This window comes from Streptomyces sp. NRRL F-5126, from assembly GCF_000721265.1.
In the GTDB taxonomy this organism is placed as follows: Bacteria; Actinomycetota; Actinomycetes; order Streptomycetales; family Streptomycetaceae; genus Streptomyces.
The window spans coordinates 53,024-74,775 of record NZ_JOFZ01000007.1; the positions used below are offsets into that span (position 1 = coordinate 53,024).

Sequence of the window (21,752 nt, forward strand, 5' to 3'; positions counted from 1 at the left end):
GTGCACCGTCCACAGGCCGAGCTGAGCCGTCGCCGCTTCACCCAACTGGCTGGTCTCGCCGCCGCCGTGGCCGCGGCACCGGCCTCCCTCGCGGCCGCGGGGCCCGCCTCCGCCGCCGAAACGGCGGCGGGCGCCCACGGCGCGGCCGCCCGCCCGGCCGCCCCCGACCGTGTCGCCGCCACGTACCACAAGGTCCTGCTCACCCACACCCGCTGGACGGAGACCCAGTGGGACGCGGCCAAGGGCCATTACACCAACACCGACTTCGGGTTCGCCGTCGTGCTCGGCCACGCCCTGCTGCTGACGCGCGCCGGATACGACGCGGACCTCGCCGGCATCGACGAGGACACGCTGCGCTCCCGGACCCTCGCGACGATCACCCACTTCGCCGCCTCCAACCGCCTCACCGGCGGGAGCGAATGGGGCAAGACGCTCTTCTTCGACACCACCTTCCAGCTGTACTTCGTGCTCGCCGCCCGGCTGCTGTGGGACCAGCTCGACGACGCGACGCGGCACAACGTCGACACCCTGGTGCGCGAGCAGGCCGCCTACACCACCTCGCTCGGCACCGGCGACGACCCGCTGTCGGGCTCCTGGACACCGCACGGACTCCAGGGCGGTTACGTCGGCGACACCAAGCTGGAGGAGATGGGCGTCTACGCCCAGTCCCTCGCCCCGGGCCTCGCCTGGGCATCCGACGACAGCCGGTACGCCGCCTGGAGCACCGCCTACGGGCGCTGGAGCAGGAACGAGACGGGGCTGCCCGCGGCCGACCTCGCCAACCCGGCCGTGGTGGACGGCGTCGCCGTCAGCGACAACACCGCGCACAACCTCTACGACACGTTCATCGTGGAGAACCACGGCTCCTTCGAGCCGCACTACCAGTGCGAGCTGTGGCGCACGTCGGGCCGCAACACCGTCCACTTCCTCACGGCGGGCAGGCCGCTGCCCGAGGTGCTCACCGCCCAGCCCAGCGGCGACGAGCTGTGGGAGAGCATCCTGCTGGTGATGAGCGACGCGGGCGAGCCGATCATGCCGATGATCAACGACCGCGAGCATCTGTACGGCCGGGACGTCATCCCGATCGCCTTCCTCGCCCAAGTGCTCGGCGACCGGGCCGCGGCCCGCGCCGAGACCGCCCTGTCCGAGCGGCTGACGGCCTACCAGGCATACCCGCCCGAGAACAGGGTCACCAAGTTCTCGGGCGAGCCGAAGTACGAGCCCGAGGCACGCGCCGAGATCGCCATCAGTTACCTGCTGCACGAGTGGCGGGCCCGGCAGGGCGCCGCGGTCCGTGCGCTGACCGAGCGGGAGATGTTCGCCAGGGCGAGCGGTGCCCGGGACTTCGGCGCCGGGCCGGGGCTCGTCGCCCACCAGTCGCCGAAGGCGTGGGCGGCCGCCGTCAGCAAGCCCGGTTTCGTGAAGTTCGCCTGGCAACCGGCGCACGACGACTGGCTGTTCACCGTCAGCAGCGGCACCCCGATGTTCCTGCCCGCGGCCTCGGCCCGGGTGACCGGCCGTTCGGTGACCACCCACACTGCCGTACGCGACGGCTTCGACGCCTCCGCCACTGTCCTCACCCTGGACACGGGCCGCGCCGCCTTCACCACCCTCCCGGGCGGCGAGGTCGTCTACGCGACCACCGGGACGGCGGCGGGCGAGGGCCACCTGGAGGTCTTCAACCTGACCATGCCGGGCATCGCCGGCCTCGACGGCGAGCGCACGTACACCACCGCCGAGGGCGCCACGACCATCAGGGCGGCGGACGCGGGCGGCGACGGGCAGCCGGTCACAGGACCGCGCACCGACACCGTCACCTTCGCCCCCGCGACCTACCGCCACGTGCGGATGCAGGGCATTACGGGCCACCCGAAGTACGGCTACTCGCTCTACGCCTTGGAGGTGCGTGACGGCGCTTCGGGTACGGATCTGGCACGCGGCGCCACGGCCACCGCCTCGTCCGCCGACACCGGGAAGGGCCCGTCGCTCGCCGTCGACGGCGACGCGGCGACCCGCTGGGCTGTCGCCGTGGCCGACCGGTCGCACGGCGACAGCTGGCTCGCCGTCGACCTCGGCCGGGCGCAGCGGTTCGACCGTGTCACCCTCGACTGGGAGACCGCCGCGGGACGCGCCTACCGCGTCCAGGGGTCGGCGGACGGGACCACATGGACCGACCTCGCCCGCTACCCGCACGCCGACGCCACGAGCAGCGGCGGCTGGGTCAGCGTCGACGGCCGTGCCGGCCTCGTCGTGCGCGGCGCGGCCAACCCGCTGTCCGTGTACGGCGACACGCTCGTGCTCTCCGACGGGCCCGCCGAGCCGCTCCTCGTGGAGGGCCTGCCCGGCGGCAGCCCGTCCGCCGTGCGGGCGGCGGCGCGGCGCCCCGCGCCGAGCGCGGCCGACCCCGCAGTGCGCGCCTCCACCGCGGGCGGCCACCTGTCGCTGTTCAACCTGTCGGACGCCGAGGTGTCCACCGCCGTGTCCGTGAAGCAGGACACCCGGGCCGTGACGCTCTACGCGGGGACGCAGACGGTGACCGCCACCGGAACCGAGTACGCCGGCCGGCTGGCCGCCGCGTCGGCCGCCGTCGCCTTCGCCCGCTGCGAGCTGCGCTCGGCCACCGGCGGACGCGTACCGGCCGGCGTGCGGGCGGAGGTCGTCGACGCGGCGACCGTCGAGCTCTCGGGCCCGGCGTGCCGGCTCACGCTCGCCGCCCCCGGCGGCCGCCCGGTGCGCGTCACACTGAGCCGCGGCCGCACCCGAAGGGTCACGCTGCACGGCGTGACACCGTATCCGCTCGCGGACGCGGCGCTCGGCCGGCCGACGTTCCCCACCTCGCCACTGCCGCACTCCATGTCCGACCCCGCGGCCGCCGTCGACGGCGACCCGGCCACCTCGTGGGACCCGGGCAGGGACGGCCGGATGGTGGTGGACCTGGGCGCCGCGGTGCCCGTCCGCGAGATCAGGGCGGCCTGGACGGGCGGACGGGTGCCCGCCGCCTCCGCCGAGTTCTCCACCGACGGGGTGACGTACACCACGGCGGGCCGGCTCAGGACCCGGGGCCGCGGCTCCTCGCTGCGCGCCGGAGAGACCGCGCGCTACGTCGCTCTCGCCGTCGGCGGGCGCCGATCGCGGGACGCCAGGCTGGTGTCGCTCGCCGTCCGCACGTCCTGAACCTGTTCCCGCCGCCGCCCCGCCGCCCTCGCGCCGCGGGGCGGCGGCGGGAACACGGACGGCTCCGTCCGCCTTGACCCTGAGGCAGGCGGCGCACACGGCACGCCGTACCCCGGCACCGAGGAGAGACATGAGCACGGCAGTCACCCATCCGCTCGACAACCCGGCGTGGTCCGCCCTCACCGGCCCGCACGCCCACCTCGCCGAGCGCCACGGGGAACTGCTGCGCTACCCGGTCGAGGTGTCGCCCTGGCTGGCCCTGCCCACCGACCGGCCTCGGTGGAGCTGGGACGAGGTGGCGGCGTTCGCCGGGCCCGGCGGGACCTTCTCGCTCGCCGGGTACGAGTACGACGAGGACCCGCCGTCCGGCTGGGAGGTCGTCTTCCGCGCGGACGGCGTCCAGATGGACGGCACCGGCGTGCGGGGCGAGGCCGGGCCCGAGGCCGTCACGCTCGGCGCCGCGGACGTGCCCGAGATGCTCGACCTCGTCGAGCGCACCAGGCCGGGCCCGTTCACGGCCCGCACCGTCGAACTCGGCACGTACCTCGGCATCCGGCGCGGCGGCACGCTCGTCGCCATGGCGGGGGAGCGCATGCACCCGCCGGGCTGGACGGAGATCAGCGCGGTCTGCACCGACCCCGGGCACCGGGGACAGGGGCTCGGGGGACTGCTGATCCGCGCGCTCGCCGCCGGCATCCGGGCGAGGGACGAGACACCGTTTCTGCACGCGGCCGCCGCCAACACGGGCGCCATCAGGCTCTACGAGTCCCTCGGCTTCCGGCTGCGGCGGAAGATCACCTTCCTCGGTGTGCGGGTCCCTGAGTGATCGCACCGGATTTTGTCCGGGCCGAGCGCCTCGGTATGCTCCTGACCTGCGGTGATGGGTGCAATGTCGGATAAACACCCCGCAAAGCGTATTCATCGGGCGGGGAACGTCCGACCAAGCGAACGAGGAACGGCAGCGACGATGACGGTGACACAGGACACCTCCGGGCACGGCGGCAGCACCGTGCCCGGGGCTCAGGCCGTCCCGGTGCAGTCCCGCACGGGCGACGTCGGCGGCCACGGCCCCGGCATCGACCCCGAGCGGCTCGCCGTCTGCCTCGACGTGCTCGCCGAGCTCGACACGCTGGAGGTCGACCACCCCGACGCGGTCGCCGTCCGCCGCGCCACCGCCGGCATCTACCGCACGGTCAAGCACCGCAGGCGCCAGGAGCGCAGGGCGGCCAAGACCGCCCACGACAAGGCGGTCACCGAGGCCACGGCCACCGGATCCGCCGAACGCATCGACGACGAGACGCAGGGCCTGCTGCCGTCCTCCGCCACGGGCTCGGCGGGCGGCACCATCGCCGGCGTGCTCAGGCGGCCGCGCTCCTGCTACATCTGCAAGACCCGCTACGTCGAGGTCGACGCCTTCTACCACCAGCTCTGCCACACGTGCGCGGCCGAGAACCGGGCGCGCCGCGACGCGCGTACGGACCTCACGGGCAAGCGTGCCCTGCTCACCGGCGGCCGGGCCAAGATCGGCATGTACATCGCGCTGCGGCTGCTGCGCGACGGCGCCCACACCACCGTGACGACACGTTTCCCCGCCGACGCCATCCGGCGGTTCAAGGCCATGGAGGACAGCGCCGACTGGATCCACCGGCTGAAGATCGTCGGGATCGACCTGCGCGACCCGGCGCAGGTGGTCGCGCTCGCCGACTCGGTCGCCGCGGCGGGGCCGCTCGACATCCTGATCAACAACGCGGCCCAGACCGTGCGCCGCTCGCCCGGCGCCTACAGCGAGCTGCTCGCGGCGGAGTCCGCGCCCATGCCCGCCGGCGAGCTGCCGGCGGCCGAGGTCATCGGCGCGTTCGGCAGCGGCGCCCAGACCGTGCTCCCGTCCGGCCGCGAGTCGCTGACCGCCGCGGACGTCACGGAACTCGCGCTCGTCGGCGGATCCGCCTCGCTCGCGCGGATCGAGGCCGGTACCGCCATCGACGCCGGCGGCCTCGTGCCCGACCTGCACGACACCAACAGCTGGGTCCAGACGGTCTCCGACGTGGACCCCGTCGAGCTGCTCGAAGTGCAGCTGTGCAACTCGACCGCGCCGTTCATCCTGATCAGCAGGTTGCGCCCGGCCATGGCGAGGACCGGCGGCGAACGTGCCTACGTCGTCAACGTGTCCGCCATGGAGGGCGTCTTCGCCCGCGGGTACAAGGGAGCGGGCCACCCGCACACCAACATGGCGAAGGCCGCGCTCAACATGCTCACGCGTACCAGCGCGCAGGAGATGTTCCAGACCGACCGCATCCTCATGACCGCAGTGGACACCGGCTGGATCACCGACGAACGGCCGCATCCGGACAAGGTGCGCCTCGCCGAGGCCGGGTTCCACGCCCCACTCGACCTGGTGGACGGCGCAGCCCGCGTCTACGACCCGATCGTGCGCGGCGAGCGCGGCGAGGACCTCTACGGCTGCTTCCTCAAGGACTACGCGCCCGCCAACTGGTAGGGGCCGAGTGGCCCGAAAGACCCCCCGAAAGTGAGCTCTACGGAGCGAGAAGACGCTCATCTGGTTAACCTTGGACGCACGGACGGCCGACAAGGGATCCACCATCCCGACGCCCGCCCGCTGGGACAGGCCATGCACACGGTCCAGGTCCCGTTCCGAGTAACGGCGCCACCGCGACGGAACTGCCCCTGTCCCAGAGGTACGCGACACGAAGGAGTGCGCGGTGACACCAGAGATGGCACAAGCGGAACCACACCCCGAGAACGGCGCCGAACGGCGGTCCCAGGACCCCGAGAAGCTCGGCAGCCTTGAGGTGTGGGCGAGGTCGGCCCCCATCCGGCTCGCGGGCTACGAGGACGACCTCGCCGAGCCGCACATCCTGCAGGGCGTCGACTGACCCGGCGCGCCCTGCCGGCGGCAGGGGGCGAACCGGACGCGGGTGCTCGCGGCACCCGAACTTCGGCGGAATTTCACCGAACGCTCTCCGTCGGCCCCTGCCCGCGGAACTAATATCCCGTTCCGTGCCGACACGCAACGACGACATCGACGACGCGCCGCCCGCGGCGCCGCCGGCCGAGCCGGCCCCCGGCCGCGGACTCCGGCGCCACGTGCGCGGCGGGTGGGTACTGCTCGCCGCGTGCGTCGTGGCGGCCGCCGCGGTCGGTGGCGTCGCCCTCGCCCTGACCGGGGGCGGCGACGCCCCGGCCGCGGCCGCCCCCGCCGACGGCCTGCACCACACCGCCGTGGAGGCGGCCGACTCCGCGGAGCAGTGCGGGAAAGGGTGGCTCCACCCGCGACCCGGCCTCCAGGTCTTCGACGTGCACAACATCGCCACCGGCGCGGCCGAGGTCTACCTGACCGATTCGTCCGGCGCGTTGCTCGGCGAGGTCGACGGCCTCGGACCCGGTACCACCCGGTCCATCCGGGTACGGCTCGGCAAGGGCAGCTACCGGTTCCGCTGCCTGGTCGAGGAGACCGACGCGGTGAGCGGCCCCACCGTGCGGATCGCCTCGGGCCCGGCGAAGAGCGGCCCCGCCGTGCGCCCCGTCAACCAGCACGACGTCATCCCGCCGACCCTCACGTACCAGAAATGGGTGGCGAAGGGGTTCAAGGACGTGCTCGGCAAGGTCGGCGACCTCAAGTCCGCCGTCGACGGCGGCGACCTCGCGGCGGCGCGGCGAGCCTGGCTGCCGGCCCACCTCGCGTACACCAGGCTCGGCGGCGCCTACGGGGCGTTCGGCGACCTCGGCGACGCTGTCGACGGCACGGACGCGGGGATCGCCGGCGGCGTTCACGCCAAGGACTTCACCGGCTTCCACCGGGTGGAGTACGGCCTGTGGCACGGGCAGTCCGCCAAGGAGTTGCAGGGCCCGACCGACCGGCTCGCCGACGACCTGCGCCGCCTCAGCGACCAGTGGTCCACGACCAGGATGGACCCGCTGGACACCGGCCTGCGCGCGCACGAGATCACCGAGGACAGCATCCAGCTCGACCTGACGGGCCGCTCCGACTTCGGCAGCGGCACCTCGCTCGCCACCGCGAGGGCCGGGCTCGACGGCACGGCAGAACTGCTCGACGTGCTGCGCCCGCTGCTCGCCCCCAGGGACCCGGCGCTGCCCCGGCTCGACGCCGCCGTCAAGGCGGCGAAGGCCGATCTCGACGCGCTGCACAAGGACGGCGGCTGGCGCGCCCCGCGCACGCTGTCGAGGACGCGACGGGAACGCGTCGACGCGGACTTCGGCGACCTCGCGGAGCAACTCGCCCCCGTCGCCGTCATCTTCGACATCCGGAGGACCTCATGACCGTCCGCGCAAGACCGGGCGAAGGCGAACGCGACCCGGCCGGGGAGGGCGGCGGCGAGAGCAGCCCCTCCGGTGTGGGCCGGCGCTCCTTCCTGCACCGCGCGCTCGCCGCGTCCGCGGCGGGCGCCGCCGTCGGGGCGGGTGGCGTGGGCGCGGCGAGCGCGGCGGACGGCGGCCAGGACCCGAGCGCCGGCTCCGGCGGGCAGGGCGGCGGCGCGCCGGGCGACCGCCGCTTCGCCTTCCACGGCGAGCACCAGGCCGGCATCCTCACCCCGCTCCAGCGCAGCGCGGTCTTCACGTCCTTCGACGTCACGGCGCGCGATCGGGCGGAACTCGCGGACACGCTCAGGACGGTGACGGACCGGCTGCGGTTCCTCACGAAGGGCGGAACCCCGGAACCACTCGGCATCTCCGCGCCGCAGCCCGACTCGGGCGTCCTCGGCCCCGTGGTGCCGGCGGACGGCCTGACCGGGACACTGGGCGTCGGCTCCGGCCTCTTCGACGGCCGTTTCGGGCTCGCCGCGCGCAAGCCGCGCAGGCTGCGCCCGATGGACACCTTCCCCGACGACGACCTCGACCCCGCGTGGTGCCACGGCGACCTGATGCTCCAGCTGTGCGCCGACCATCCCGACACCGTCACCCACGCGCTCCGCGACATCGCCAGGCACACCAGGGGCGCGCTGCAGATCCGCTGGCGCCTCGAAGGGTTCGTCTCCCCGCCGCGCCCGTCCGGAACGCCCCGCAACCTGCTGGGGTTCAAGGACGGCACGGCCAACCCGTCCACCACCGACGCGAGAGCGATGGACCGGCTGGTGTGGGTGGCGAAGGACTCGGGGGAGCCCGCATGGGCCGCGGGCGGCAGCTATCAGGTGGTGCGGGTCATCCGCATGCTGGTGGAGTTCTGGGACCGCGTCTCCCTGCGCGAGCAGGAGCGCATGTTCGGCAGGTCGAGGGAGACCGGCGCCCCGCTGGACGGGCAGCGCGAGTTCGACCGGCCGCAGTTCGCCAAGGACCCGCAGGGCAACGTCATCCCGCTGGACTCGCACATCCGGCTGGCCAACCCCCGCACGGCGGCCACCGCGGACATGCGGATGATCCGCCGCGGCTACAACTACGACCGGGGAGTGCGGGACAACGGCGACCTGGACACGGGCCTGGTCTTCTGCTGCTACCAGCAGGACCTCGACCGGCAGTTCGCGGCCGTGCAGAAGCGCCTGGCCGGCGAGCCGCTGGTGGACTACATCACGCCGTACGGCGGCGGGTACTTCTACGCCCTGCCCGGCGTGCGCGACGCCTCCGACTGGCTCGGCAGGACCCTGCTGGTCTGAACGAAGAACCCATCGGGCGCCGCGGCGTCCGCCGCCGTCAGGCCGCAGCGACGCGCCGCAGCGTGCGCCCGAGGCGGCGGGCGTACGCGTGTTGCAGCGGCGGCAGGAGGGGACCTACCGCTCGCGTGTACCACCGGTTCGGCCTGCTGAAGGCCATGACGGTGAACCAGACCGACCCGTCCTCCCGCATGTCGACCACGAACGACTCCTCGCCGTGCAGCGGGTGCCCCGTCACGGCGCCGTAGCCGAAGCCCGTCCTGTCGCGCTCGTAGAGCGCCCACACCACCCGGCACCGCGCGGGGATCCGCAGCGGACCCGCGCCGAGGGCCACCTCGACCACGGTGCCGGGCCGCACCCATGCGGACGCGGCCCGCACGCGCGCGCCGGAGAGCCGGTGCATGCGCCAGGTGGTCACGGCCGTCCCAGCGAGGTCGAACGCCGTCCTGCCACGGCCGATGCGGGTGCGGTAATGGAGGTGGCGGTAGCCGTCCGGCAGCGGCCCGAGCCGGGTGGCACCCACTTCGGGATAGTTGAAGGACTCGCTCGTGCGGGCCGCCTCGGGTTTGCTCATTCGGGGCCTCTCCTCGGCACGACCGGCCGCCGCGGCGACGGGGCGGTCCCACGGGCGGCCCAGCGCGGCGCCACGGGATTCACAAGACGGGCGAGGCGCCGCGCGGTGACGGAGCGGCGGCGGCGACCGTCCGGCACTCCCGGCGTACACACCCGTCTGACCAGCGAGAACATGCCGCCCAAGCGAATTTGAACGTGTTCAAGTAGCGGCTACGAGCCTATGCCACAACCGCGGAGCGGGCAAGGGCAGGACCCCGGCGGCCGCCGCCACCACGAGGGCCCGCTTGCGGACCCGATCATGATCGGGCAGACAGGGATTGACACTCGGTCAGGAGCAGGCGGGAGAACTCTGGTGCGCTCACCCAACCGTCGTCGGCTCGCGGCGCTCGCCGCGCTGTCCGTGGGAGTCCTGTGCACGGCGGGCTGCGGCGGGGGAGCGGGGGCCGACGAGGCCGCGAACGTCCAGAAGCTCTACTTCGAGTCCGCCGGTGCGCGCGGTCCCGCGCCCTTCACGCCGTCCACCGTCTCCCACGCCCAGAGTGCGCCACGCACCCCTTCCGCCTCCGCGGGCACCGCCACCGCGGGGACGGGCAAGGCCGCGGGCGCCGAGGCGAGCGGCCGTGCACGCACGCTGCCGGGGTCCACGCCGGGCCTCTACGGAGGAGTCCAGGGGGTCTCCAGCTGCGATGTGGAACGCGAGGTTCGCTTCCTGACCGAGGACAAGGCCAGGTCGGTCGCGTTCGCGAAGGCCGCGCGCGCCGGAGGCGACGGGGTGCCCGGGTTCCTGCGCGGCCTGACCCCCGTCGTGCTGCGCGCCGACACCAGGGTCACCAGCCACGGGTACCACGACGGAGCGCCGACGTCCTTCCAGTCGGTGCTCCAGGCGGGCACCGCCGTCCTGGCCGACGGCCGCGGCATGCCGCGCGTACGGTGCAGCTGCGGCAACCCGCTCGGACCCGCCGTCCCCATGGAGGGGCCCGTCTCGCACCGCGGCACCGTCTGGCACGGCTACCGTCCCGGCCGTGTCCTGCTGATCTCACCCGCCCGGCGGCCCCTGCCGACCCTGACCGTCGTCAACAGCGCGAACAACACCTGGATGGACCGGGCGACGGGCACGGCGGGCGACGAAGACGGTGCCCCCGGCGTGACGCCGCCGTACGGCCCGGGCGCCGACCTCTTCGACCCCGACCAGGTGAGCCCGCAGGAGCCGATGCCCGACTCCCCGTCGGACAGCCCCAGCGCTGCGCCCAGCGGCACCACGCCGCCGCCGTCCACCGCACCGCCGCGTCCCAGTGCGCCGCCCGTACCCACGGGCGCCCCCACGGACGCCCCCGACAACCCGCTGCCGTCCGAGCAGCAGGCCGCGCCGGGAGGCAGCCCCGTCCCCGCCGCCCCGCAGCCGAGTGACGTCCTCTTCGGGCCGGACAGCGGACGGGGCTGAGCGGGACCGTCCGCGCGGGGCCGAAGAATGCGATAAACGGCAAACGATGACAGAGTGGCTCCATGGTTGATAGGGCAGCAGGTCCCCTGTCGCTCCCCGAAGACTGGCCCGCCCGATCGGACATCAGCCTCTCCCTCAACCGCATGGGCACGTTCGATTGGGACCTCGACAGTGGGCTGATGCACATGGACAGGCCGGCCCTCGGGGTCTTCGACCTGCGCCCCGAGGAGTACGACGGCAGGCCCGACACGCTGGCGGCGCGCGTACCGGGGGACGAGGGGACCAGGCTCGACGCCCTCATCAGGCAGGCCGTCGACGACGGCAGCGACAACTACGGCGCCTACTTCAAGGTCAGGCGCCGCGACGGCTCGCTGCGCTGGAGCCACACGCAGGGCAGCCTGCGCAGGGACGACGAGGGCCGCCCGTACCGCATCATCGGCATTGTCAGGGACGCCGCCCAGGAGCTCGCGGACTCAGCGGCCCGCCTCGAACTCGACGCGGCACGCCGCGTGCGCACCAGCGTCGTCGAGGGCACCACGGCGGCGCTCGCCCACGCGAGGACCGTCCTGGACGTCATCAACGTCCTCAAGGAGTCGAGCGGCCTCGCGCACCTCGGCGCGAGCAGCGTGGTGATGGGCCTGGTGGAGTCCGGCCGCATCCACTTGGTCGCGGAGGGCCCCGAGGGATCCTTCGTGCCAGGCACCCGGGTCACGCGCATCGACGACCGCTATCCGATGAGCGACGCCGTGCGCACCCTCAGCCCGTGCTTCATCGACTCCGCCGAGGACTTCGCCGCCGGCTACCCGGAGCTCTGGCGGCACATAGGCGCGCTCGGCATCACCGCGGCCGCCTACCTGCCGCTGATCGCGCAGGGCAGGCCCATCGGGGCCATCGGCCTGCTGTACGGGGACAAGAGCGGGTTCAGCGGCGAGGACCGCAACCTGCTGGTCGCCCTCGGCAGCAGCATCGCGCAGAGCCTGCAGCGCGCCATGCTCTTCGAGCAGGAGCACGACCTGGCCGAAGGGCTCCAGCAGGCGATGCTGCCCCGGCGCATCCCCCAGGTGCCCGGCGCGCAGATCGCGGTGCGCTACCGCTCCGCGCGGCTCGGCCGGGACATCGGCGGCGACTGGTACGACGTGATCCCGCTGCCCGGGGGCAGGATCGGCGCGGTCATCGGCGACGTACAGGGCCACGACACACACGCCGCCGCCGTCATGGGCCAGCTGCGGATCGTGCTGCGTGCCTACGCCGCCGAGGGGCACGAACCCGCGACGGTGATGGCCCGTGCCTCGTCCTTCTTGCAGGAGCTCGACACCGACAGGTTCGCGACCTGCATCTACGCGGAGGCCGACCTCACCACGGGCGTGGTCCAGCTGGTGCGGGCGGGGCACGTCGACCCGATGCTGCGCGACACCGACGGCAGCTCGCGCAGGCTGCCGGTGCCCGGCGGCATGCCGCTCGGTCTCTCCGCACTCTTCGGGACGCTCGAGTACCCGGTCAAGACGCTGGAACTCGATCCGGGCCAGGCGCTCGTCATGTACACCGACGGCCTCGTGGAGCGGCCGGGAGCCGATCTCGACGACGGACTGCTCGAACTGGCGGAACTGGTACGCACCGGGCCGCACGACCTCCAGGCGCTCGCCGACCGGCTCTGCGCCGTCGTGGACGAGCGGGGCGGCGAGGACGACGTCGCCGTGCTGCTGCTGCGCCGCAGGGGCGCGTACGTGCCCCAGTCGGGCGGCCGGCTCCAGCAGCGTGTACCGCCCGGCGACCCGCAGGCGCTGCGCTCGGCACGGCAGATGATCCGCGCGGCCGTCGGGGCGTGGGGCGGACGCGAGCGCTCCGACGACATCGAGCTGGCGGCCGACGAGCTGATCACCAACGCCCTGGTGCACACCTCGGGGGACGCCGTCGTCGTGGTACGCGTCGTCACCGGCGCGCAGCGGCGGCTGCGTGTCGAGGTCGAGGACGGTTCGAGCGCGCTGCCCCGCAGGCGCGAGGCGGGCGGCTCCGGCGTCTCGGGGCGTGGCCTGGTGCTCGTGGGCTCGCTCGCCGAGTCCTGGGGCGTCGAGTCGAGGGGCAGCGGGAAGTGCGTGTGGTGCGAGTTCGTCGTGCCCCGGGGGAGCCACCACCTCAGGTGAGTCCTGATGCACCGGTGGGCACGGAGATGTTGACGCCGCCGTGAGGTGCGATCAGCATGCGACTGCGACCGCCGCGCCCAGGAGCTCTGACCGCCTGATGCCACTCCCCGACCTCGTCGACGCCCACCACCACTTCTGGGACCTCTCCGTGCGCGACCAGGCGTGGATCAACGGGCCCGCGATGGACCCCATCCGCCGCGACTTCGGCCCGGCCGACCTGGAGCCCGAGACGCGTGCCGCCGGCGTCACCGCCACGGTCCTCGTCCAGACGGTGCACGACGCGCGCGAGACGCCCGAGTTCCTCGCGCTGGCACAGGGCAGCCGGCTCGTCGCGGGCGTCGTCGGCTGGACCGACCTCACCCACCCTGCCGTCGCCGACCGCATCGCCGCGCTCACGGAGGCGCCCGGCGGCAACCGGCTCGTCGCCATCCGCCACCAGGTACAGGCCGAACCCGACCCCGAGTGGCTCCTGCGCCCCGATGTCAGGCGCGGCCTCGCGGCCGTCGCCGCCGCCGGTCTCGCCTACGACCTCGTGCTGGTCCCCCACCAGCTGCCGGCCGCGGCGCGAGCCGCCGCCCTGCTGCCCGGGCTGACCTTCGTGCTCGACCACCTCGGCAAGCCCCGGATCGCGGCCGGGCAGCGGGAGCCGTGGGCCCGGGACGTCGCCAGGCTCGCGGAGCACGCCAACACCGCCTGCAAGCTCTCCGGGCTCGTCACCGAGGCCGCCTGGGACGCGTGGAGTACCGGGGACCTGCGGCCGTACGCCGATACGGTCATCGAGGCGTTCGGTCCCGACCGCCTGATGTTCGGCTCCGACTGGCCGGTCTGCACACTGGCCGCCACGTACGGTGAGGTGCTGGACGCGGCACGCTCGCTGGTGGCGGGCCTCGGCGGAGCCGAGCGCGCGGCGGTCCTCGCCGGCACGGCCCGCCGCCTCTACGGGCTCGGCCCGGCCTGACGCGCCCGGCTAGGCGCGCTGCACGGGGCTCGTGTCGTCCAGCAGCCCCTGGCGTACGACATCGGGCAGCGGGCCCGCGCCCAGCAGCCCCTCGACCGTGCGGACGGTCAGCGACTGCCAGGTGACGGCCCTGCGCAGCATGGTGTGCTCGCCGCGCGCGACGAGGACGGCGCACGCCCGGGCGCCCGCCCGCCTGGCCCGCGCCGCGAACTCGACGCTCTCCCGCGGCTGCGTGGTCCGATCGCGCTCGCCGTGCAGCAGCACCGCCCGCCGCCCGGCGAGCTGGTGCACCGGCTCACCGGGCGGGCACCACGGAGCGAGCGCCACCACGCCCTCCACCAGGTCGTGGCCCCCGGCGGACAGTGCCGCCCTGCCGCCCATCGAGTGGCCCACCAGCACCACCGGCAGCCTGCCGAGCAGCAGCCCGAGCTCGTCCAGCGCGCGCAGCGTGTCGCGCGCCGCGTCCGCACGGGCCCCGTTCCAGCCGCGGCAGCGGTAGCGGACCCGCCCGACCACGACCCCGAGCCCCTCGGTCGCCCGCAGCAGGCCGCGTGTGACCGGCCGCATCCGGCCCGCGGCCACGTTCAGCCGGGGTGGCGGTCCCTCGCCCTCGGCGCTTCCGCCGTGCAGGACGAGGACCGCGGCGCGCGGCCGCGTCTCGGTCCTGTCGAGGACCAGCGCGGGCCGCACCGGGGCCCGCTCTCGTACCGATGCGTGCACGGTCTCTTCCTTCCGTGGTCCGCCGGGCGTTCACGCCCCACTTCCGGCACGCTGGAGACATGCCGGAAGTTCCCGAAGTCGAAGCGCTGCGCGCGTTCCTCGACGCGCATCTGGTGGGCAGGGAGATCGTGCGTGTCCTGCCTCTCACGGTCAATGTCCTCAAGACGTACGATCCGCCGCTGAACGCCTTTGAGGGAACAACCGTGACCGGTGTCGGCCGTCGTGGCAAATATCTCGACATCGCCGGGAGCCGGGCAGGCGGCCCGCCGCTGCACCTGGCCGTCCATCTCGCCCGGGCCGGCTGGCTCCGCTGGAAGGACTCCTTCCCCGAAACTCCGCCGCGACCCGGAAAGGGGCCGCTCGCGTTGCGCGTCGTCCTCGCTGACGGATCGGGGTTCGAACTGACCGAGCAGGGCACCACCAAGCGGCTCGCGGTCCACCTGGTACGCGAGCTCGCCGACGTCCCGGGCGTCGCGACCCTCGGGCCCGAGCCGCTCGACCCCTCCTTCGACCGCGCGGCGTTCGCCCTGCTGCTCGCGGGCGAGCGGCGCCGGATCAAAGGCGCGCTGCGGGACCAGCGCCTCATCGCCGGCATCGGCAACGCCTACAGCGACGAGATCCTGCACGCCGCGAAGATGTCGCCGTTCAAGCAGGTGCAGAACCTGTCGGACGAGGAAATCACCACCCTGTACGACACGATGAAGGCCGTCCTGACCGAGGCCGTGGAGCGCTCGCAGGGCGTGGCCGCGGGACGGCTCAAGGCGGAGAAGAAGAGCGGCCTGCGCGTGCACGGCAGGGCGGGCGAGAAGTGCCCGGTCTGCGGGGACACCATCAGGTCGGTCTCGTATCGCGACTCGTCGCTCCAGTACTGCCCGACGTGCCAGACGGGCGGCAAACCGCTCGCCGACCGCAGGCTCTCCCGGCTGCTCAAGTAGCGCGCGGCGGCGCTCCGCGGTCAGAACAGGTGCATCGACAGGTGACCGAGGGGAAGGCCGAGTTGCCACGCGGGCGTCCACACCTGCGGGCCCTCCTGCTCGGCGCGGCGCGGCGCCGTGAGCGACGGTGGCACCACGGCGTCCAGGTCGGGCGCGAGCAGCTCCGTCTCCTCCAGGCGGCGCCAGGCGGCGCAGGCCAGTTCGAGGTCCGCCGAGCCGGGCGCGCTGCCCGTCCCGCCCTCCGGGCCGATGGAGAGCGCCTCCAGCGCGCCGAGGCGCTCGCACACCCACGCGCGCCAAGCGGGCCCGTACTCCGTCAGTTCGCGCCACTGCGCGATCCTGTCCGCACTCAGGCCGTGCGACCGGCCCCCGGAAAGGAACACGGTGAGGGCGAGCGCGGCGTGACCCGCCCGGTACTCCAGCGTGGACGGCGGCATCAGGTCGCCGCCGCGCAGCAGTTCGTCCGCGATGTACTCCGCGTGCATCCACGCCATCGGCACCAGTAGGCCGCCATCGGGCCCTTCGGTACGTTCCTGACGCATGGTCCCCGCCTTCCTCGTTCCGGCCGCTGTGCGCGGCCCTGCTTCACGGAGCATTGAACCGGCGGCGGACGCTCCGCGTGGCCAGAAGCGGCGGATCGGAGGCCCCGGGAGCCGGGATTGTGACGCGCGCGCCCGGTGGGGTTCCAGGGGCGCCGCACGGTCGCCCGTTCGTCACTCTCCGTCAATGGTGTGACGCGATCGACACCGGACGCGCGGCGGTTACGGGACCACGGTCACCGGCCAGCGCCCCGCCTTGACGAGGCGCACCGCGACCGACCCGATGATCCTGTGCCCGGCCGACTCGGAGGCGCCGACGACGACGGCGTCCGCCGTCAGTTCCTCCGCCGCGGTGACCAGCCCGTTGAACGGGTCGCCGCGGAACGTGTGGAACTCCCAGCGCAGGTCCCATATCCCCTTGATGCGCTCGGAGTTCTTCCGCAACTCCTCGATCAGGCCCTCCGCGATCTCGCCCGTGGTGTCGGCGACGGGCGCGCCGAGCGCGGAGCCCGCCGGCAGCACCGGCTGGACGTAGACGATGGCGAGGAGCGCGTTCTGCCGGCGGGCGAGACCCGACGCGTACGCCGCCGCCCTGTAGGCGGACTGCGATCCGTCGACGCCCACGACGATCACCTTCGGACCGTCGGTACCGCGTTCGAACTGGGTGTGCTGCTGTTCGGGCTCCGTCACGGCAGGCAGGTTATACGGTTCCGCGCCACAGTCCAGGTCCCGCGGTGCCACTCGGAGCGGTAAGGCGCGGCCGCGCACGGCAAGGCTGCCTGCCCGCTGTCAAGCCGAGACTCCGCTGCGTAGCCAGATCAGGTGCTTGTCGCCCCCCGGCCGTGTTGGTGAGCGGTGCCGGGCTTCGGCCGTGCGAGCTATTAATCATGAAAAACGATCAAATGATTCATGGGCGCCGCCGTGTGCTGCGCCTCGGCGCGGGGCTCGGCGCCGCGGCCGCCACCGGTCTGGTCGCCGCCTGCCAGGCCGCCGCCCCAGAGCGCCACGCCGCCGCGAAGGCCACCGCGCCCGCCGCGGGACCGCAGGCCGCCGTCCAGCGCAACCCCGCCGCGTACCGGCTGCGGCCCATGACGGCGGGGGTGGCACCCGCGCGCGGGAAGGCGGCCCCGCCGGTGCGCGAGAAGCCGTTCTACGAACTGCCGGTCGCGGGCCGCGCCGTGGTGCTCACCTTCGACGACGGGCCCGAGCCCACGTACACGCCCGAGGTGCTCGACGCCCTCGCCGCGCACGACGTCAAAGCCATGTTCTTCGTCTGCGGCGAGATGGTGTCCTACTTCCCCGACCTGGTACGCCGGGCCGCGGACGAGGGCCACCTCATCGGCAACCACACCTGGAGCCACCCGGCGCTGCCGAGGATGTCCATGGACAAGATCAAGGACGAGATGGGGCGCACCAGCGACATCGTCGAGAAGACCACGGGGGTCGCGCCGAGCTGGTTCCGTGCCCCGTACGGGTGGTGGGACAAGAGGACCTTCACCTACGGCGCGCACCTCGGCATGGAGCCGCTCGCCTGGTACGTGGACACCATGGACTGGTCCGAGCCGGGCACGGACAAGATCGTGAAAACGGTGCTCGACGGCCTCGGGACCGGCCGGGTGATCCTCCACCACGACGGCGGCGGCGTGCGCAAGCAGACCGTCGCCGCCCTCCACCGCTACCTGCCGCAACTGGCCTCCCACGGCTACACGACCTCGCTGCCCCGCCCCTGACACCCCTCGGGCCGGCCCGTGGGCGCACGGGCCGGCCCGAGGGCAGCACTGTCAGGTGTCGCGGTCAGCTCTTCTTCGCTCCGTGCGTGGCGACCAGCCGCGCGAAGACCACCACGTTGCCCTGGTAGCCGGTCGCCTTGGTGTAGCCGCCCCCGCAGGTCAGCACGCGCAGTTCCGGGTACCCCGTGTCCGCGTAGACCCGTACGCCCGGGAAGTTCTTCTTCGAGAACACCTCGATGTCGTAGATCTCGAACACGGCGACCCGGCCGTCGAACCGCACGGCGTCGATGTGCTCGCCGCGCTTGAGGGCGCCGAGACCGTAGAAGACGGCGGGTCCGGTCTCGTTGTCGACGTGGCCCACGACCACCGCGGTCCCCGACTGGCCGGGGGAGACCCCGTTCTGGTACCAGCCGGCCATGTTGCGGTCGGACGGCGGCGGCGCCTCGATCCAGCCGTCCTTGTCGAGACCGACGTCCATCACGGGGGTGTCGACCTTGATCTCCGGGATCCGCACCCGCGCGAGGGGCGCGTAGGGCAGCGGCTTGACGGGAGTCGCGGGCAGCGCGTCGGCGGCCGGGTCGCGGTGCAGAGCGTCCAGCGACGCCGCGGCCGCCGGCTGCGGCGGACCGGACGGCGTGTCCACGCCGTTGCGCATCAGCGCGACGCCCGTGAGCATGACGAGCGCGAGAGCCCCCCAGGGTGAGCGTCTCCTCTTCTCCTGGCCCAGGTGATCCCGGCGCATGAGTCTCCCTTCGTGGGCAGCGGCCTGTAGGCAACGTAAGGGCGCGCCGCCGCGACGGCGATCACTGGCGGGCGAACGGGTGGCGTGCCGGGCCGCTACGACCCGTCGGAGTACTGGCCGGGCAAAACTTCTGACGCCGCAAAACCCATGGTGACCTGCTGCTTCACCGCCAGATCCGGCTTCCTGACGGCGTGTCGGGCGCTTCGGTGCGCCGAGGCCGAAATGCACCCTTTCAACCCTGAGGTGAGGGTTCGTCATGGAGGGCGTCCTCGTCGATCATGCCGGAGCGCCGCTTCGGAGCGCCTTCCGTGGAGGTTCAACGATGCGTGTTTCACGCGTTCTCGCGGTGACCGCGGGCGCCTGTGCCGCGATGGCGTTCTCCGCACCGCTGGCCAGTGCCAACAGCGGTCCGGTCAATGTCCAGGTCACCCCGTACCGGGTGCACCAGGGCGGCACGCTCCGGGTCACCGTGGACGGCTGCGGCCACGGCGGCACGGTGACGTCCAACGCCTTCCGGTCCACCCGGCTCTCGGTGAACTCGTCGGGGCATTCGAGTGCCACGGCGCGGGTCTACGACAGGGCCACGCCCGGCAAGTACAACCTGGCCGTCAAGTGCAGCGACAACCAGAGGCTGGCCACGAAGGAGTTCACCGTGGTCTCCGGGCGCGGCGCGCTCGGCGGCCTCGGCGGTTCCGTCGGCCCGAGCTCGACCGAGATGACCGTCGGCGCCGGGCTGGTGGCCAGTGCGGCGATCGGCGGGTCGATCTTCGTCCTCCGCCGCCGCCGCGCTCTCGGGGAATTCTGATCACAGCCCCGGCTCCGCCGCCTTGTCGTGGCAGCGGAGCCGGGGCTGTCGCGGGTCAGTGCCCGCGGCTCGCGGTGCGCCTGCGGGCCGCGTACACGGTCCCGCTCGCGGCGATCAGGACGAGCGCGGCACCCGCCGCGATCTCCGGCGTGCCGGAGCCGATGGAGCCGCCGAGGCCGCCACGCACCCCGGAGGGCACGATCGGGGTCGGCGTCGGTGCCGGCCCGGCACCCGCGATGGTCAGGCTCGTGGTGCCCGACCTGCCGTCACAGGTGAAGGTCACCCGGTACGTCGCACCGCGCCTGGCGTCCCGGTCGACCGTGGCGTGGGCGGTGCCGCCCCTCGGAATCCTGGTCCTGTCGAAGACCGCGGAAGAGGCGTAGGCGGTGTGGTCGCAGTCGCTGACGGACAGCGTGACCCGGCCGCCGGCCGCGATCGTCGAGGGGGTCACGGAGAAGCCGAAGGGCGTGATGTTGCCGCCTTCGGTCGCCGCTGAGGCGACCGGGGCGGTCAGGGAGATGGCGGCCACCGTCAGCAGGGCGGCGGATGCGGCACGTATCGTGCGCATGGGGCGGTCCTCCGAGTCCCGAGGGGCAGCCGCGGAACCGGTTTCCGCTGGTCATGGGAGATGCACCTCGACGTACACGACGCTAGGAGCGCCGTACCACGGCCGCGATCGCTGACGGACGAATGGGGCACGCGTGTCCCCCGGGCGGCGGACACGCGTGTCGTGGACGTCAGGATCCGATGCCCGGGAACAGGTCGAGGAACGGACCCGATGTCGCCGAGATGCCCCGGCCGTAGGGTGCGTCGAAGTCCCAGATCAGGAACAGCAGGAACGCGATCAGAACGCTGAAGAGCCCCGCGAGGAGCAGCTCCCTGAAAGTGCGTCTGATCTGGAGCAGGAAGATCAGCCCCACCGTGACCACCGCCCCGGCGATCAGGCCGAACCAGACGACGCCCGGCATGGTGGCGCCCGCGTTCTGGCCGCGCGCGCCCCTGGCGTCGTCGGCCGCCGCGATGTCGTCCATCAGCGGCTGGTAGACCTGCCCCTCCAGGTCGGTGCGCGGCGCGTACGAGGCCGCGTCCGTGCGCAGCTTGTCGAACAGCCGGGTGCCGCGTGGGCTGAGCGCCTCGTGCTCCGCCATGTGCGGCCATTCCTTGTGCACCACGTAACCGACGTACGCGTCCACGTCGCCCCTGATCTTCGCCCGGACCGCCGGCGGGTAGACCTGCACCCGCTCGCTGATCTCGTGCAGGGTCTGCGCCTCCTGGCGCACCGTGTCCTGGGCGGCGCTGCGCGCCTCCCAGACTCCCGCGATCGCGAGCCCCAGCACGATCGCGTAGATCACGCCGATCATCATCACCATGTAGTCGAGGACGTCGGGCGTCTGGGTGGGGTCGTCGTCGTCGCCCACCCGCCGCCTCACCCAGCGGTGGTTGACGACGACGATGGAGAGGACGACCGCGCAGGCGGCGGCCATCGCGATGCTCAGAACGAGCCATTCCGTCATGGAGTCTCCGGGTTCAGCGGGATCGGGGGCGCAGCACGGCGACGGCGAGAACCGCCGGCGCGGTGATCAGGAGCATCAGCAGCACCGGCGAGGTGTGGCGCGCGGGCTCCTTGCGCACGGTCTTGTGGTAATCCGGCAGCGCCACGGCCGACGGGGCGGGCCTGGGGCTCGCACGGCTCGGCTTCGGCTTCGGCTTCGGTTTGGGTTTCGGTTTGGGCGGTGGCGCCGGGGGCGGCGGTGGAGCGTGCGTCACCGGTGGGGGCGGCGGCCTGCGGACGGCGGGCATCGGCGGCGGGGCATGCCGCACGGGTGGCTTCGGCGTCGCCTTCGGCGGCGGGGGAGTGGGCGGTGGCTCGGGCGTGCGGGACGGCGTCGGGGTCGGCGTGGGCGTGGGGGTCGGCGTGGGCGTCGGTTCGGGCGGCGGGCAGGGGCGGCAGTGGTGGCCGCCGGCCACCGCGACCGCCCACACCCCGTCGGGCCCCGTCGAGGCGTAGGCGCAGCTGTCCGCCGCGGCGGGCGTGGGCAGTGCCGCGGCGGACAAGCACACGAGGGCGCAGGCGGCCAACAGCCGTCCTGCGTGGGATCCGTACACGGCGGAGAGCCTGGTCCGCGCGCAGGGCCGCCACTCCGAAAGTCAGAGGAATCCCCCGAATAGGGGGAACTCGCCGGCCTCGATTCGAAGAACGAGCGATTTCATTCGTCACCCGATCCGGCACACACGGCAACGCGCTTGTATGCTCCCTGAGTTAGCGGAGCACGAAGCGGAGTGCCGAACAGCGGGGCCCGGCTGTGCCGGTGGCGCGCGGTTGCGCGCATACGGTCACTTCCGGACGGCCGAGAGTCACGGGAGGCGCGA

The 21,752-nt window shown here is 73.3% G+C and carries 20 protein-coding genes; 13 read left to right on the forward strand and 7 right to left on the reverse strand.

The annotated features are described in order from the left end of the window. The 6 genes from IH48_RS0116470 (at position 1) to efeB (ending at position 8,801) form a co-directional block, all read left to right on the forward strand. Entirely contained in the window at positions 1-3,174 is a 3,174-nt protein-coding gene (locus tag IH48_RS0116470) for a discoidin domain-containing protein (RefSeq protein WP_030904313.1), read from the forward strand. A 130-nt stretch (positions 3,175-3,304) separates the two neighbouring features. Continuing rightward, positions 3,305-4,000, forward strand: coding sequence for a GNAT family N-acetyltransferase (locus tag IH48_RS0116475; RefSeq protein WP_030904315.1), 696 nt, complete (start codon positions 3,305-3,307; stop codon positions 3,998-4,000). Positions 4,001-4,141: 141 nt separating this feature from the next. Then, positions 4,142-5,671 (forward strand): SDR family NAD(P)-dependent oxidoreductase, encoded by a 1,530-nt coding sequence (locus tag IH48_RS0116480; RefSeq protein WP_078849786.1) that lies wholly within the window; start codon positions 4,142-4,144, stop codon positions 5,669-5,671. A 223-nt stretch (positions 5,672-5,894) separates the two neighbouring features. Further along, entirely contained in the window at positions 5,895-6,068 is a 174-nt protein-coding gene (locus tag IH48_RS36295) for a hypothetical protein (protein WP_158710312.1), read from the forward strand. Positions 6,069-6,192: 124 nt separating this feature from the next. Further along, the gene (locus IH48_RS0116490) at positions 6,193-7,473 is read left to right on the forward strand and encodes an EfeM/EfeO family lipoprotein (protein ID WP_234434282.1); all 1,281 of its coding nucleotides are present in this window, start codon (positions 6,193-6,195) and stop codon (positions 7,471-7,473) included. Further along, positions 7,470-8,801, forward strand: coding sequence for an iron uptake transporter deferrochelatase/peroxidase subunit (gene efeB / locus IH48_RS0116495; protein WP_078849787.1), 1,332 nt, complete (start codon positions 7,470-7,472; stop codon positions 8,799-8,801). Before IH48_RS0116490 ends, efeB begins: the two co-directional genes overlap by 4 nt. 37 nt (positions 8,802-8,838) lie before the next feature. Here efeB and IH48_RS0116500 read toward each other — a convergent pair whose 3' ends face one another. Then, the gene (locus tag IH48_RS0116500; RefSeq protein WP_051839918.1) at positions 8,839-9,372 is read right to left on the reverse strand and encodes a DUF1990 family protein; all 534 of its coding nucleotides are present in this window, start codon (positions 9,370-9,372) and stop codon (positions 8,839-8,841) included. A gap of 351 nt (positions 9,373-9,723) precedes the next feature. On the opposite strand from IH48_RS0116500, the gene IH48_RS0116505 reads away from it, so the two are divergent. The 3 genes from IH48_RS0116505 to IH48_RS0116515 all read left to right on the forward strand — a co-directional run bounded on the left by IH48_RS0116505 (position 9,724) and on the right by IH48_RS0116515 (position 13,911). Beyond that, positions 9,724-10,812 carry a DUF6777 domain-containing protein gene (locus IH48_RS0116505; protein WP_030904324.1) on the forward strand — a complete coding sequence of 363 codons (1,089 nt, stop codon included), beginning with the start codon at positions 9,724-9,726 and terminating at the stop codon, positions 10,810-10,812. 62 nt (positions 10,813-10,874) lie between these two features. Further along, positions 10,875-12,953: a SpoIIE family protein phosphatase gene (locus IH48_RS0116510; RefSeq protein ID WP_030904334.1), complete on the forward strand. Its 2,079-nt coding sequence runs from the start codon at positions 10,875-10,877 to the stop codon at positions 12,951-12,953. 97 nt (positions 12,954-13,050) lie between these two features. Then, positions 13,051-13,911 carry an amidohydrolase family protein gene (locus IH48_RS0116515; protein ID WP_030904336.1) on the forward strand — a complete coding sequence of 287 codons (861 nt, stop codon included), beginning with the start codon at positions 13,051-13,053 and terminating at the stop codon, positions 13,909-13,911. A gap of 9 nt (positions 13,912-13,920) precedes the next feature. Here IH48_RS0116515 and IH48_RS0116520 read toward each other — a convergent pair whose 3' ends face one another. Further along, positions 13,921-14,631, reverse strand: coding sequence for an alpha/beta hydrolase (locus IH48_RS0116520; RefSeq protein ID WP_078849788.1), 711 nt, complete (start codon positions 14,629-14,631; stop codon positions 13,921-13,923). Positions 14,632-14,690: 59 nt separating this feature from the next. On the opposite strand from IH48_RS0116520, the gene IH48_RS0116525 reads away from it, so the two are divergent. Beyond that, complete coding sequence (locus IH48_RS0116525; protein WP_030904340.1) at positions 14,691-15,566, forward strand: Fpg/Nei family DNA glycosylase; 876 nt, start codon at positions 14,691-14,693, stop codon at positions 15,564-15,566. Positions 15,567-15,586: 20 nt separating this feature from the next. Here IH48_RS0116525 and IH48_RS0116530 read toward each other — a convergent pair whose 3' ends face one another. Further along, entirely contained in the window at positions 15,587-16,108 is a 522-nt protein-coding gene (locus tag IH48_RS0116530) for a hypothetical protein (RefSeq protein WP_030904341.1), read from the reverse strand. A 219-nt stretch (positions 16,109-16,327) separates the two neighbouring features. Then, the gene (locus IH48_RS0116535) at positions 16,328-16,795 is read right to left on the reverse strand and encodes a universal stress protein (protein ID WP_030904343.1); all 468 of its coding nucleotides are present in this window, start codon (positions 16,793-16,795) and stop codon (positions 16,328-16,330) included. Between the two features lie 212 nt (positions 16,796-17,007). Here IH48_RS0116535 and IH48_RS0116540 point away from each other — a divergent pair, with 212 nt between their 5' ends. Next, positions 17,008-17,835 carry a polysaccharide deacetylase family protein gene (locus IH48_RS0116540; RefSeq protein ID WP_234434283.1) on the forward strand — a complete coding sequence of 276 codons (828 nt, stop codon included), beginning with the start codon at positions 17,008-17,010 and terminating at the stop codon, positions 17,833-17,835. A 64-nt stretch (positions 17,836-17,899) separates the two neighbouring features. Here IH48_RS0116540 and IH48_RS0116545 read toward each other — a convergent pair whose 3' ends face one another. Further along, on the reverse strand, positions 17,900-18,577 hold the full coding sequence (locus IH48_RS0116545; RefSeq protein ID WP_030904347.1) for a class F sortase: 678 nt from the start codon (positions 18,575-18,577) through the stop codon (positions 17,900-17,902). Between the two features lie 322 nt (positions 18,578-18,899). Between IH48_RS0116545 and IH48_RS0116550 the strand changes: the two genes are divergently transcribed. Continuing rightward, the gene (locus tag IH48_RS0116550) at positions 18,900-19,382 is read left to right on the forward strand and encodes a hypothetical protein (RefSeq protein WP_030904350.1); all 483 of its coding nucleotides are present in this window, start codon (positions 18,900-18,902) and stop codon (positions 19,380-19,382) included. A 55-nt stretch (positions 19,383-19,437) separates the two neighbouring features. Here the strand turns inward: IH48_RS0116550 and IH48_RS0116555 are convergent, their stop codons facing one another. Together IH48_RS0116555 and IH48_RS0116560 are read right to left on the reverse strand one after the other, a co-directional pair. After that, positions 19,438-19,950, reverse strand: coding sequence for a hypothetical protein (locus IH48_RS0116555; protein ID WP_030904352.1), 513 nt, complete (start codon positions 19,948-19,950; stop codon positions 19,438-19,440). A gap of 169 nt (positions 19,951-20,119) precedes the next feature. Beyond that, entirely contained in the window at positions 20,120-20,896 is a 777-nt protein-coding gene (locus tag IH48_RS0116560; RefSeq protein ID WP_030904354.1) for a DUF4239 domain-containing protein, read from the reverse strand. Between the two features lie 212 nt (positions 20,897-21,108). Here IH48_RS0116560 and IH48_RS35830 point away from each other — a divergent pair, with 212 nt between their 5' ends. After that, on the forward strand, positions 21,109-21,390 hold the full coding sequence (locus IH48_RS35830) for a hypothetical protein (RefSeq protein WP_199809956.1): 282 nt from the start codon (positions 21,109-21,111) through the stop codon (positions 21,388-21,390). Positions 21,391-21,752: the final 362 nt, after the last annotated feature.

Coding starts and splice junctions, on each gene's coding strand:
- IH48_RS0116475 (WP_030904315.1), top strand. CDS start 3,305: ATGAGCACGGCAGTCACCCATCCGCTCGACAACCCGGCGTGGTCCGCC.
- IH48_RS0116480 (WP_078849786.1), top strand. CDS start 4,142: ATGACGGTGACACAGGACACCTCCGGGCACGGCGGCAGCACCGTGCCC.
- efeB (WP_078849787.1), top strand. CDS start 7,470: ATGACCGTCCGCGCAAGACCGGGCGAAGGCGAACGCGACCCGGCCGGG.
- IH48_RS0116500 (WP_051839918.1), bottom strand. CDS start 9,372: ATGAGCAAACCCGAGGCGGCCCGCACGAGCGAGTCCTTCAACTATCCC.
- IH48_RS0116510 (WP_030904334.1), top strand. CDS start 10,875: ATGGTTGATAGGGCAGCAGGTCCCCTGTCGCTCCCCGAAGACTGGCCC.
- IH48_RS0116515 (WP_030904336.1), top strand. CDS start 13,051: ATGCCACTCCCCGACCTCGTCGACGCCCACCACCACTTCTGGGACCTC.
- IH48_RS0116525 (WP_030904340.1), top strand. CDS start 14,691: ATGCCGGAAGTTCCCGAAGTCGAAGCGCTGCGCGCGTTCCTCGACGCG.
- IH48_RS0116530 (WP_030904341.1), bottom strand. CDS start 16,108: ATGCGTCAGGAACGTACCGAAGGGCCCGATGGCGGCCTACTGGTGCCG.
- IH48_RS0116540 (WP_234434283.1), top strand. CDS start 17,008: ATGATTCATGGGCGCCGCCGTGTGCTGCGCCTCGGCGCGGGGCTCGGC.
- IH48_RS0116545 (WP_030904347.1), bottom strand. CDS start 18,577: ATGCGCCGGGATCACCTGGGCCAGGAGAAGAGGAGACGCTCACCCTGG.
- IH48_RS0116550 (WP_030904350.1), top strand. CDS start 18,900: ATGCGTGTTTCACGCGTTCTCGCGGTGACCGCGGGCGCCTGTGCCGCG.
- IH48_RS0116555 (WP_030904352.1), bottom strand. CDS start 19,950: ATGCGCACGATACGTGCCGCATCCGCCGCCCTGCTGACGGTGGCCGCC.
- IH48_RS0116560 (WP_030904354.1), bottom strand. CDS start 20,896: ATGACGGAATGGCTCGTTCTGAGCATCGCGATGGCCGCCGCCTGCGCG.